This window comes from candidate division KSB1 bacterium, assembly GCA_016214895.1.
Classification (GTDB): Bacteria; Electryoneota; RPQS01; order RPQS01; family RPQS01; genus JACRMR01.
The window spans coordinates 207,994-220,384 of the sequence record JACRMR010000020.1 but is presented as its reverse complement, the minus strand read 5'-3'; the positions used below and the strand labels follow the sequence as shown (position 1 = coordinate 220,384).

10 protein-coding genes are annotated in these 12,391 nt (G+C 60.4%); 9 read left to right on the top strand and 1 reads right to left on the bottom strand.

Annotated features, from left to right (window positions below; translation table 11 throughout):
- Window positions 1–22 precede the first annotated feature (22 nt).
- From HZB60_10800 to HZB60_10760, 9 genes are all read left to right on the top strand, one after another.
- Window positions 23–718 (top strand): DUF547 domain-containing protein, encoded by a 696-nt coding sequence (locus HZB60_10800; GenBank protein MBI5060253.1) that lies wholly within the window; start codon window positions 23–25, stop codon window positions 716–718.
- On the top strand, window positions 708–1,352 hold the full coding sequence (locus HZB60_10795; protein MBI5060252.1) for a DUF2064 domain-containing protein: 645 nt from the start codon (window positions 708–710) through the stop codon (window positions 1,350–1,352). The genes HZB60_10800 and HZB60_10795 overlap by 11 nt, the downstream gene beginning before the upstream one ends.
- Window positions 1,353–1,355: 3 nt before the next feature.
- Window positions 1,356–2,360 (top strand): zinc-dependent alcohol dehydrogenase family protein, encoded by a 1,005-nt coding sequence (locus HZB60_10790; protein MBI5060251.1) that lies wholly within the window; start codon window positions 1,356–1,358, stop codon window positions 2,358–2,360.
- A gap of 74 nt (window positions 2,361–2,434) precedes the next feature.
- Entirely contained in the window at window positions 2,435–3,883 is a 1,449-nt protein-coding gene (locus HZB60_10785) for a hypothetical protein (protein ID MBI5060250.1), read from the top strand.
- An 18-nt stretch (window positions 3,884–3,901) separates the two neighbouring features.
- Window positions 3,902–4,459 (top strand): ankyrin repeat domain-containing protein, encoded by a 558-nt coding sequence (locus HZB60_10780; protein MBI5060249.1) that lies wholly within the window; start codon window positions 3,902–3,904, stop codon window positions 4,457–4,459.
- Window positions 4,460–4,472: 13 nt separating this feature from the next.
- Window positions 4,473–4,973 carry a hypothetical protein gene (locus HZB60_10775; GenBank protein MBI5060248.1) on the top strand — a complete coding sequence of 167 codons (501 nt, stop codon included), beginning with the start codon at window positions 4,473–4,475 and terminating at the stop codon, window positions 4,971–4,973.
- Complete coding sequence (locus HZB60_10770) at window positions 4,974–6,236, top strand: MFS transporter (protein MBI5060247.1); 1,263 nt, start codon at window positions 4,974–4,976, stop codon at window positions 6,234–6,236.
- Between the two features lie 49 nt (window positions 6,237–6,285).
- Window positions 6,286–7,662, top strand: coding sequence for an MFS transporter (locus HZB60_10765; protein ID MBI5060246.1), 1,377 nt, complete (start codon window positions 6,286–6,288; stop codon window positions 7,660–7,662).
- Window positions 7,663–7,707: 45 nt separating this feature from the next.
- Entirely contained in the window at window positions 7,708–8,514 is an 807-nt protein-coding gene (locus tag HZB60_10760) for an acyltransferase (GenBank protein ID MBI5060245.1), read from the top strand.
- Between the two features lie 99 nt (window positions 8,515–8,613).
- Here HZB60_10760 and HZB60_10755 read toward each other — a convergent pair whose 3' ends face one another.
- Window positions 8,614–12,183: a trypsin-like peptidase domain-containing protein gene (locus tag HZB60_10755; protein ID MBI5060244.1), complete on the bottom strand. Its 3,570-nt coding sequence runs from the start codon at window positions 12,181–12,183 to the stop codon at window positions 8,614–8,616.
- Window positions 12,184–12,391 lie beyond the last annotated feature (208 nt).

The following is a 12,391-nucleotide window of genomic DNA, read 5'->3' as shown; positions in this document are numbered from 1 at the left end:
TCGCTGCGTGCTCCGTTGCGCTGTGCTGCTACAAGTCTTGGGTTCGGCGTACGCCTTCGACCACTCCTATGTCGGCTGGAGCGCGGTCCTGTCGAATCACGTGCATCAGGGCCAGGTCCAGTATGGTGAGCTGGCCAAAGACCGTGCCCTACTCGACGGCTTTGTCGCGGAGGCCGATCGGGTACCTTACGCCGAGTTCGAACGCTGGACCCGGTCAGAGCGACTCGCCTTCGTATTGAACCTCTATAATGCGGCGGTGATTCAGCTCGTCCTGAATCACTGGCCGCTGACCTCCGTCAAAGACCTTGGCTTCTTCACCTCCCCCTGGAACGTCGAGTTCATCCCCCTGTTTGGTCACACGGTTTCGCTCGGCAATCTCGAGCACGACGTGCTGCGGCCGTCCTTCAAAGATCCACGCACGCATTTCGCCATCTGCAATGCCGCGGTTGGCAGTCCGCGACTGCGCGGCGACCCCTACCTCCCGGAGCACGTCGATGCACAGCTTGACGATCAGGTCCGCGCGTTCATGACCGAGCGCCCCGACTGCAATCGCTTCGCCGACGGAACGCTGACCCTCTCCCCGATCTTCGATTGGTATAGTATGGACTTCGGCAAGCGTGCCGGAATCCTGACCTTTGTCCGCACCTATTTTCCCGGCGCCCCCCCCGAACCGAGATTGGAATACACTGAATTCGATTGGTCGCTGAATGGCGAATAGCGCCGGCGATGCTGTGGCAACGGCGAAGGACGCCGTCGCCTGCATCATCCACTGGCCGGAACGCGGAGCGGTGTTGCCGATGTTCGCCGAAACCGCGGGCGAAGAGCAAGCCTTGATTGCCGCGGAGTCGCTGTTGGTCATCGCCGATCGACTGTTGAACAGCCTGCCTGTCACTACGGCTATCCATGTTTCCGTCGATCGCGCGGTGGACGAGCCGGAATTGCGACGGTTTTTCGGGCCGCGCGTGACGGCATTGACGACTGCTCATGCCGACGTCGGCGAGCGGATCCGCGCAATGTCCCGTGAGATGCTCGTCCGCGGCGTGTCGCGTCTGGTGATTACCGTTGCCGAGTGTCCGTGGCTGACGAAACTGCATCTAATACAGGCGTTCCTCGCCCTCAAGGGCGCGGACCTCGTGCTCGGCCCGGCGTCGAACGGCGGACTCTATCTGCTGGGGCTTTCGGCTCCGTTATCCGACGTGTTTGAACAAGTGAATTGGGATTCGCGTTTCTTCATGGATGATGTTCGCGATCTGCTGCGCGCCCGGAATTCCGCCTGGACCGAAGTCGCGCCACAGCGAATCGTCGAAACGCAGGCCGACTGGGACGACTACCAACGGAGTCTGCGCGGTTAATTTATGCGTGCCTGGATCCTGGACCTACCCGCAAGCATTGAGACGCGACCCTTAAGGCTCGTTGAGCGACCGCTGCCGGAGCCGGGAACGGGTGACGTGCGGATTCGCGTCCTGTGCTGCGCGTTGTGCCGGACGGATCTGCATACCATCGAGGGCGAGATCCCGCTGCCGAAGCTGCCGATCACGCCGGGTCATCAGATCGTCGGAGTCGTGGACAAACTCGGTGAAGGCGTCAACTACCTGCGAACGGGCGAGCGCGTAGGTGTGCCGTGGCTCGCCGGGACGTGCGGCGTGTGCGCCTATTGCCGGAGCGATCGCGAGAATCTCTGTGATCATGGCCGCTATACGGGACAGCACACCGACGGCGGCTTTGCCGAGTACATGACGGCGCGGGCGACTTTCGTCTATCCGTTGTCGCCGCATGTTGAGCCGGTATTGCAAGCGCCGCTGTTGTGCTCCGGTGTCATCGGCTACCGTGCTTTGAAGCTCGCCCATGTCCCGCGCGGAGGACGACTCGGTTTGTACGGATTCGGCTCGTCGGCTCATCTCACACTGCAGGTCGCCCATGACTGCGGCGCGGAGTGCTATGTCATCACACGCGGCGAGGCCGGGCAGGAACACGCACGAAAGATAGGTGCGAAATGGGCGGGCGGACCGGACGACCAGCCGCCCGTTCCACTCGACAGTGTGATCATTTTTGCTGCCGCAGGAGAATTGGTGCCACGCGCGCTCACGCAGCTGGTGAAGGGCGGTTCGGTAGTTTGCGCCGGGATTCACATGTCCGATATTCCCGCCTTTCCCTATGAGCCACTGTGGGGCGAGCGCAGCATCCGCAGCGTGGCCAATTCCACGCGCGCCGATGTTCGCGAACTGCTCGAGATCGCCGCGCGAATGCGCTTGCGTCCGGACATTACCGTCTTTGACTTCGAGCACTTGAACGAACACTTACTCGCATTGAAGCATAGCAAATTCACGGGTACCGGGGTGGTGGCGGTCGCGGATCCGTGAGCGCGAAACGACTGACGGTCCCGTCACCATGGGGGTAACGGGCATGCACATATCTTCACACATCGAGGCTTGTCATGGTTCATGTCAGGCTGGTTTCCTTGATCTTGATCTTCAGTTACTGCACGGGAGCGCGGGCTGACGACTTCAAGGACTTTCGGATTCCTGCGCATCACGTGCAGAAGTGGTATCTCGCGATGGATGGCAGCTATGCCCAGCGTCACTCGTCGGGGATCGACTACGGCGACAAGGCGGAGAACTACACGGGCGGGGCGAGCGGCTACTATTCCCGGCTGTTCGATTCGGACCCGCGACGATTGTCCTTCAGTCTGCGCGGCAGCGGCGATGGGCGACGCAGTTGGTCCCACCATGATCAGATCGTGACGAGTGGCGAACACGACCAGGACTCGCGCACTCGTCAGCTCAACGAATCCGTCAGCGGCAACGCCGATGCGCGATTGTACCCGTGGGCGATGGCGGTGGGCGGCGAAGTGAGCCTTGGCGGCGCCGCATCCTATTACCAGTATTGGAACTCGTCCGGTAGTCAACTTGTCGGCGACACCCTGTATTCGCTGCACGAGGATCGCCGCGAGAGTTGGGATTACCACTACTCCGGGAATGCCGATCTGAGTGTGGGCTACGGCCGCGTCCGCGACGTGAATGCCGTCTATCTGACGCGAATATTCGAGGAGCGCTTACTCGAGTCCGGTTATATCGAAAGCGGACTGACCGCCGAGACTCGCCGCAAGGTCGCCGCGCTGCTGTTTCAACGAAGCGATTACAAGAGCTTGCACAATCGGCCGGATCGCTTTTTCTGGTCTGATATCGAAAAACTACTGCGCGACGATCCGGCCGTTCGCGGCCGCGGCCTCGATGCCTACAACCTGTATCGCATTGACGAGCCGCTCGGCAGCGAAGCGTTCCGATCCTTCTTGCGCCAGCGCGGCTATTTCGTCGGCCCCGTGCTGAGTGCGCGGCACCGGAATTCCATTGACAGATCGACCACCTACTGGCAGCAGATCGATGCGGCCAACGGTGTCATTACGTATGATTCCGCGCGGGCGGAATACCAACGCTCCCAGAGTTTCGACGACGACGTGCTGGCGGGTCTGCGCGGGGAGTATTTCCTGCCCATCGGCATGCGCTGGCAGTTAGGCGCTGCGGCGGAAGCTGTCTTCGCATTGAACGACACGGTGGACGGGTTCGAGACCAATTCAGAACTATCCGCCGAATACGTTATTGCCGGCCGTTGGCAAGCCGCGGCCGGAATCTTCACGAATCGCCGGATCTCCGAGCCATCCAGCCCGTACAGCGGCACCTACGACACCTGGAGCGTCGGATTCTCCGCGGATCTGCGCTACTTTGTCGAGGACAAGTTGTCGATCAATCTGGACTTCGACGAAAACCAAGACCGACCATTCCCCGATCACTTCTACCGAACGCGGTCGCTGTCGTTCGGCATCTCCTATGGCATCGCGCCGCCCGGATACGGCGGTTCCCGCGGGCGATACCCCTACCCGTATTAACTAACCCGATGATCCAAGATGATGCGTTCCTTCGCCCGGCTTTTGTCAACGCTGCTGGTAGTGACCATGCTTGTCGGCGCCTGCAAGGGGCCGACGCCGGTATCCCATGACATTTTTGCGGCGATCCGCAACAATAACTTCGAAGATGTCAAGCGATTCATCGACCACGGCTGGAAGCTCGAGACTCCCACGGACCACGGGGCGACGGCGATGCACATCGCGGTGGCCTACGACCGCTACGAGATCACGGAGTTTCTGTTGCAATCCGGCGCGCTCGTGGATTCCCGCGATGAAGCGGGATTGACTCCCCTTAATCGTGCGGCATACGGCGGCAAACTTCGCATGGCCGAGCTGCTGCTGAATCACAAGGCAGATATCGAGTTTGGTGATATACACGGGAAGACACCGCTGCTGTGGGCCGCGCGCCGGAATCAGATTGGCATGGTCAAATTTCTGATCGGCAAAGGCGCCAACATCAACGCCCAGGCGGACCACGGCGAAACCGCGCTGCTGCTGGCTCAAGAGATGGGAAGCAAGGAAGTCGTCGAATATCTGGGGTCGCTCGGTGCGAAGTAAGCGGCAACTCACGTTGAGCGCAATCCTTGTCATTGCCGTCCTCGCCGGCTGCAAGGGCAAGCACGCGGAGGACTCCGGCCCGCCGAGCAGCGTGATGCTCGACGCGCAAACGGGCGCCGTACTCGTGCGCTTCCCGAAACTCGCGGATTTTGACCGCGAAAGCTGGATGTCGCAGATTCAACTCGAAGGCGGAGTGGACACCCGCGCGCTGCCCCGCGTGCCGATGGCCGACCTGCAATCGACACTGGTGCTCAATGTTCCGTCCGGAGTGTACCGGGTCACGGCCGTGGCCTGGGTGCGAAAACTGAATCCAACGTCCGGGGGCGCGCTCGATTCCGTGATCGTTAGACCCGGCGAGATTAGTATTCTCGTGGCGCAGCCGGTCGGCACGGACCGCTATCCCTTCGCGTTTACCAAACTCCAGCCGCAATCCCCGCGGGTCTGGAGACTTCCGCGCAAGGAAGAAATGCACGAGTACATTGCCGATCTGATGGCGACGGCGGACAAGGGTTAGATGACGGACCACAAGTCACCGATCTATCGTCGCGTGCGCTCGACCGTCTGGTTGCCGTTGGGGTTCATGTACGCGTCTTACTACATGACGCGCTATAACCTGTCGTTCGGCAAGACGACGATGACGGAGCAGTTCGGGTGGACCAACGAACAGTGGGGATGGATCAGCGCTTCGTTCTTCTGGATGTACGCGCTCGGGCAGTTCGTGAACGGACTGATTACCGACCGCTGGGGTGGACGTCGTGCGATTGTGTTCGGGGCCGTGGGGACGGTCAGCTTGAACCTGCTGATGTCGGCCGGCGGCGATTTTGGCACTCTCACCTACTTCGCGATCATGTGGGGCGCGAACGGGTACTTTCAGGCCTTCGGCGCGCCCTCGATTGTCAGCGTGAACGGCAACTGGTTCGCGCTCAGCGAACGCGGCACGTTCACCGGAATTTTCGGCATGATGATTCAGCTCGGTCGCTTCGGCATCACCCTGCTGGGCGGTTGGCTGATTGCAAATTATGAGTGGCCCGCGCTGTTCACGGTTCCGGCACTGATTACCGCCGGGTTCGCCGTCATAGCGTGGTACACCATTCGAGATCACCCGGAAGAGCTTGGCTTCGACGCGCCACCCGGTTCCAGCCATGACGACCATGGCAGCACGGAGCCGATGGGAATTCTCTGGACGCTGAAACGTGTCGTCAGCAGTCGAACGCTCTGGATCATTTCCGCCGCCTACTTCTGCACCGGCTGGGTGCGCCACGGCTTCGAGCAGTGGTTCCCGGCCTATCTGCAGGAAGTGATGAAACTACCGACGAACTCCGTCGCCTTCCAGCTCAAGGCATTGGCCCTCCCCGTGGCTGCCACGCTCGGGGCGTTCGCGGCCGGGGTGGCGTCCGACAAACTTTTTGGGTCGCGACGCGGGCCACCGACGGCTATCATGTACTTCATGCAGTTTGTGCTGCTGCTGATGTTTCGCTATCTGCCCGGTGACGCGACTGGCGTGGCGATCTACCTTATCCTGATTTCCTTCTTCGTCAATGGCCCGCACAGCCTGCTCGGCGGCGCCGCGGCCATGGACTTCGGCGGCCGCAAGGCCGCGGGCAGTGCCGCAGGGATGATCGACGCTGCTCAATACGTCGGCGCCGGGCTCGTGCAGCCGGTCGTGGGCGGTGTGATCGACCGTTACGGATGGGAAGGCTGGACACTTAGTCTGGCCGGATTCGCCCTCGTCGGAGGAATTCTCATGAGTCTGCTTTGGAATGCCCGCGCAAAATAACGACCTGCCCCCTCGCTGCCTGACACGATGAGCTGAAGGAGTCGTACCTATGACCGTCGCTTCGCCGCCCAGTCCGCCCCGCGCTCCCGCACCGCCTTCCTCAAATGGCGGATTCGATCGCTCCTACCTCGACCAGCCGGGCTTTCGCAAGCGACGCGCTCAAAACTGGGTGTCTCTGGGACTGCTCTATGCGGCGTATTACATGTGCCGCTACAATATCACAATTGCCAATCCTATTCTGCGTGAGACCTTCGGCTGGTCGAAGGAGCAGATGGGAATGATCGTATCGGCCGGTTTCTGGACCTATGCGCTGGCCGTGTTCTTAAACGGGCCGATGGCCGATCGCATCGGCGGGCGAAAAGCGATTCTGATCGGCGGATCCTTTGTGGTGGCCTTCAGCTTGTTGTTCGGCGTCGCGGCAACGGCCGTGGGAGCGTTTACCCAGTCCACGTCGGTGCTCATGACGGTCATGATCCTGATCTGGATGGCGAACAGCTATTTCCAATCCTTCGGCGCGCTTTCAATCGTAAAAGTCAACGCCGGCTGGTTCCATGTTCGTGAACGCGGCGTGTTTGGCGGCATCTTCGGCATCATGATCCAGGCCGGACGACTGGGGATCATGGCGGTGGGCGGACTGATCGTTACCTACATGGCCTGGCAATACGTCTTCTTCATTCCGGCGGCCCTGCTGCTCTTGATTGTCCTGCTTGGCTACAAGATGATCGCCAACGGGCCGGATGAGGTTGGCTTCAAGCACCTCGACCCGGGTGATGGCTCTGAAGCGGAGAAGGGTATCAAAGTCAATTACGCGTGGATTATCAAAAAGGTCTTCACCAATAAGACCATGTTGACCATTGCGTTGGCCGAGTTCTGCACCGGTTTTGTCCGCCACGGAATCGACCAATGGTTTCCGAGTTTCATGCGCGAAGTTCATCAGGTCGGATTCAATTCCAAAGAATTCCTGCTGACCGCCGTCGGAATGCCGGTCGGAGCAATTGTCGGTGGGCTGGTCGCCGGGACTGTGAGCGACAAGGTGTTTGGTTCGCGTCGTCCGCCGGTGGCTGCCATCTTCTTTGTCGGACAGGGGGTCGCACTGCTCGGTTTGCACTTCAGTCAGGGCTGGGGGCCGCTGTATTCGATCTGGATGTTCATGCTGGTTTCCGTGTGCATTCAAGCGACCCATAGCCTGCTTTCCGGCGTCGCATCCATGGACTTCGGCGGCAAACGCGCGGCGGCATCGGCGGCAGGGATGTTCGACGGCTGTCAATACCTCGCCGGCGGCGTCGTCGGATGGGGCCTGGGCTGGTTTCTCGACACCTTCGGCTGGGGCAGCTGGACCTGGGGGATTATCGGCTTCAGCGCGCTCGGAGCCTTGCTGATGTTCTCACTCTGGAACGCGCGGCCCGCCGGGTACGTCGCGCACTGATTTCACAATTTCGCCCCCTCTGCACTCTCACACCATTCCGACTCCATGATCATTGGCATTGTTCAGAATCATCCCGTCTTCGGCGACGTCGAAAGCAATCAGAAACAACTGGAGGAGATTGTCGGCAGTACCCATGCCGACCTCTGGGTCATGTCCGAACTGGCCCTGACCGGTTATGAGTTCCAAGGCCGTCAGGAAGTTGACGAGCTGGCCGAGGAAGTCCCCAACGGCAAGACCGCGACGTGGCTGCGGCGGTTCTGCAATGACCGCAATTGTCATGCGATTATCGGCTTGCCCGAGCGCGAAGGACAGGGACTCTATAACTCATCGATGTTCATGAGCCCCAAAGGAGTGATCTCCCGTTATCGCAAATTGCATCTGTTCGACAAGGAGACGGAGCGCTTTGATCGCGGCAACATTCCGCTCTCCGTACAGGATATCGGCCACGCGCGGATCGGCGTGATGATCTGTTTCGACTGGCGATTCCCGGAAGTCGCGCGGACGCTTACGCTGCTCGGTGCGCAAATCATCGCACACCCGTCCAATCTCGTCCTGCCCTACGCGCAGAAGGCTATGATCACGCGCACGCTGGAAAACCACGTCTTTGCGATGACCGCCAATCGCATCGGTACCGAGGACCGGGACGGACGTGTCGTCCATTTCACGGGGGTCTCGCAAATCGTCGGGGCGCGCGGGGATGTCCTCGCCTCGGCCCCGCGCTCGAGTTCCGGAGTCATTACCGCGGAGATTGATCCGGCGCAGGCGGATGACAAGCACATCAACATTTATAACGACCTGATGCATGAGCGCCGCACGGAATTCTATCTGGCGGGCGAGCAAGCCGCGCGCTGATCGGTCACCAGGAATCGTCGATCATGTAAAAGCGGCGGCCAATCGGCCGCCGCTTCGCGTCTATAAAGGCGGTCTGCGACCACCACTTGCCAATATCACTCAGGGAGTTGTTGACGAGACCACGCGGTAGAAACGGCGGGCATCGATCGGCAGTACGCCGATGTCAATAAACGAGTTCGTCGCGCTGCTGCCTTCAAATGTGGCGAAGGCGCCATCTGCTATCGTGTCGGAGTAGATGTGATATTGAGCCGCGCCGGTGGCGGACCAATCCAGACGAATGTCATTGCCGGATCGCGAGACGACCACAACCGGCGGGACCAGCGAATAGCCAACCGCGCGAATCATGCGATTGCCGCGGCGAGCCGACACATGCACCGCCGTTTCGTCGATCCAGAGCGAATCGCACGGATCATAAACGAAGGAGTGCCCGGCGGCGACGCCCGACGTATCATGCAAGAAAGCCTCGTACTTGCCGGATTCCGGGTTTGAAACCGCGATGTAGAAATCACTCGCGACGCCCAACGGATCGCCGAGCACGTCGCGCAGCGCGACATCGGCGTAGCTGGCCGGATCCGCCGGCAAGCCACCAATCTGATTACCGACACTGCCTACGAGCTTACTCGATAGCAGCGTCCCCGGCAAGCCGCCGAGTCCGTCGGCGAGATACACAGAAACCTCGATCGGCGAATGGGTTGAATCCGGATTCACCGCCGAGATTCCTACCCGCGCAAAGCACAACGCGAAGGTCGCACCCGGCGTGAACTTGACGGCCCAGCGATAGCCGACGTTCGTCGAATAGTGACTGGCCTCGGCAACGCCATCATCGTAGCCCAATTCGCTGCCGCAGGTCGAACGCACCTCAAACTCCAGGGTGTCCGTCAGCGACTGCAATGCCGCGATGTCGGTTGAACGAATGAAATAGCGGAAGCCGCCTTCCGCAAGCGTCGGCATCGACGTCGCGTATTCATCCGGATTTCCGGTCGAGCTGAACAATGCGGAATCGCTCGGTCCACCGGAGGCGGGCCAGTAGATAAGTCGAGTCACAAAACCACCGGCGTTATCCGTGACGATTGCGGTCGCCGTGAACGGGGCCGGGAGTTGATCATCCAGCCGGTCGTGAGCGATGACCGGCGGCGTGTTGCCCGCCTGAATCGTGAAGTTGGCGTTCGACTCGTCGGTCGCCGTCGGATATGAAACGCTGGTGACGCGCATGCGGCAGAGCGTGGAAACGGGAGACGTTACGGTCCACGGCTCGCTGCCGTCATTTGCCACATTCATGGCCACCGGTTCCCACGCGCCGCCGGCATAGCTGCGATTCAACTCGATATTCACGTTCCCCGTAACGTTGGAGGAGGTCCACGTCAGATTGTGACTTGAGCCGTCAACCCACGTTTCGCCGCCATTCGGCGACGTCACGGTGATGGTCCGGGCCGCGATCGTGAAATCGGCGTTGGACACGTCCGACACGGCGGGAAAGCTGACGCTGGTTACCCGCACACGCGCCAGCGAGCTCGCGGGAAGTGAGACCGTCCACGGGTGCGTTCCATCGTTGGTCGTGCCCGCTACGATCGGCTCCCATGCGCCGCCCGAGTAACTGCGATTCAAGTCGATGTTCACCGTACCCGTCACATTGGCCGATGTCCAGGTGATATTCTGCGCGGTTCCTTCGACCCAGGATTCACCGCCGTTGGGAACCGTCACGGTAATCACACGTGCGGCAATCGTGAAATTCGCGTTGGACGTGTCCACCACCGTGGGGTAGGCAATGCTGGAAATCCGTACGCGCGCGGTCGTGCTCGCGGGGAGGGTAACGGTCCAGACCTGAGTCCCATCATTCGCCGTGTTGGCGGCAAGGCTCTCCCATGTCACGCTGGGGTAGGTACGATTCAACTCGATGTTCACGTTGCCCGTCAACCCTACCGAAGTCCACGTAATGTTCTGCGACACGCCGTCGATCCATGTTTCACCACCGTTGGGCACCGACACGGTGATCGACCGCGCCGCGATGGTAAAATTGGCGTTGGAAACATCACTGACCGTCGGCGCCGACACGCTGGTGATGCGGACCCGCGCGAGCGCCGCTGACGCGGGCAGCGTCACGGTCCACGTCTGCGTCCCGTCGTTTGCCGTGTTCGCGGCGATCGACTCCCAGGTTCCGCCGGAGTAGCTGCGATTCAGGTCAATGTTCACGTTGCCGGTCACATTCACCGAAGTCCACGTGACCGTGACCGTCGATCCCTCAACCCAGGTCTCACCGCCGTTCGGCGCGGTAACGGTAATCGACGCGGCGGACGAGCCTTCCAGCCCGTCAAGCGTGCTGACGCCGGAGCTTGAGGGATCAAGCCAATTGCTCAGCCGCGTGGCATTGGTGCCGTTGCCCGCCCAGGACAGGGCGAATTTGCCGAAGTAATCGTCGATGTTGTTGGAGCAGGAGGCGGTGCCGCCGTGAAGCTGGCCCGTGATGCGATGGTTCTGATCGAACAGCGGAGACCCTGACGAACCGGGCTCGGTCGTGCCGTCATCCCACGCTAAAATGCGCCAGTGCGAGTTCGCCGGAGTGCCAGACCACGTATCGCTGGTGGGAGCATTATTGTCGAAGGAGATCTTCTTGATGTCCCCGCTCGGATGATGAATGCAAACGGAATTCGTCGCCGCCGCATCGACACGATTCCAGCCGTTATAGTACGGACTGTAACCCGCGGGCGGCGTGGATGACAATTGCAGCAAGGCGAAATCCGAGCCGGACCAGTTCGCGCGCAGCGTCGAATTCGAGACCGTTTGGTTCGTCGGACCGTCGACATTCGGGCAGCCCGGCGATTCATAGTTGAACATGAACTGCCAGGTGTTATTGCCGCCGAGGCAGTGATTGGCCGTCAGGAAGTACGGGGTCTGATCCTGTGCCGTATTGTTGATCAGCGAACCCGTGCAGATGCGCGAGCCGCCGGACGTCAGGATCATGGTCACGCCACGCTTGTTGGTCTGCCAGGTCGCGCCTTCGGGACAATTCACGTTGTTGTTGCACGAACCGGAGGAGCCAAAGGCATCGATCGCGTGGTCCGCCGGCCGACCGAACAGATTGCGATAGGCGTGCACAACATTGGAAATCGACAGCACGCCCTGTCCGAATTGCTCCGCCGATTCATGGTATTCCAGTGTGACCGCATCGCCGGCGACCGGCGCCGTGATGTTCGTTCCGTCAATCCAGTTGTTGAATGACGTGAACGCGCCGATCACCCGGTCGCGCTCATCGTTGTAGATAAACAGGTCGCAGCCTTCGGGAATGAACCAGCGGTCATAGAGCACGCTGATCGAATACGCACCCGGTGAGGCAAGGCGAAGCCGCCAGAGACGGCTGCCGTCGGGGAGCGCGGTCCACTTCCCGGAGTTGTCCAGCGTCAGGTGCACGTCGAGACTGGCACCAAACCGATACGGCTCGTCCTTGTCCGCCAACGCGTCCTCCGCGAGGTAGGCGTTGACGTCCACGCCGGCCATGCTAACCGTAGGTATGACGTCAGTCAGGCCTTGCTGAAACGAAAGCGGCGAACCACCCGCACTAACCTGCGCGTGCGCGGCGGTCAATACCATCAAGATTGCTGCACTAATGCAGACGACTTGCGATATCATTCGATTGCGAGCACTCTTTTGCATGAAATCACGCGAAATGTACATTGTCACTCCTCAATAATCATGAAGACACTGGGTCAGCAATTCTCGCCCGCCAGTTGAAGGACTCGGATGGCTGAGCGGCGAACGAGATTGTTCCCACAAAGATAACCAAAATGACAAGCGAAGTCAATGCGACCATGCATTGTTTTCACAGCACTGACAAGATTAACTGCCGTGGGTCGTTGCCCAGCGAGAGGTCCCTCGCACGCGC

What these genes read in the sequence shown, in the direction of transcription:
- HZB60_10780 (MBI5060249.1), top strand. Translation starts at nt 3,902, where the DNA reads ATGATGCGTTCCTTCGCCCGGCTTTTGTCAACGCTGCTGGTAGTGACC.
- HZB60_10765 (MBI5060246.1), top strand. Translation starts at nt 6,286, where the DNA reads ATGACCGTCGCTTCGCCGCCCAGTCCGCCCCGCGCTCCCGCACCGCCT.
- HZB60_10785 (MBI5060250.1), top strand. Translation starts at nt 2,435, where the DNA reads ATGGTTCATGTCAGGCTGGTTTCCTTGATCTTGATCTTCAGTTACTGC.
- HZB60_10790 (MBI5060251.1), top strand. Translation starts at nt 1,356, where the DNA reads ATGCGTGCCTGGATCCTGGACCTACCCGCAAGCATTGAGACGCGACCC.
- HZB60_10770 (MBI5060247.1), top strand. Translation starts at nt 4,974, where the DNA reads ATGACGGACCACAAGTCACCGATCTATCGTCGCGTGCGCTCGACCGTC.
- HZB60_10755 (MBI5060244.1), bottom strand. Translation starts at nt 12,183, where the DNA reads ATGTACATTTCGCGTGATTTCATGCAAAAGAGTGCTCGCAATCGAATG.
- HZB60_10795 (MBI5060252.1), top strand. Translation starts at nt 708, where the DNA reads ATGGCGAATAGCGCCGGCGATGCTGTGGCAACGGCGAAGGACGCCGTC.
- HZB60_10760 (MBI5060245.1), top strand. Translation starts at nt 7,708, where the DNA reads ATGATCATTGGCATTGTTCAGAATCATCCCGTCTTCGGCGACGTCGAA.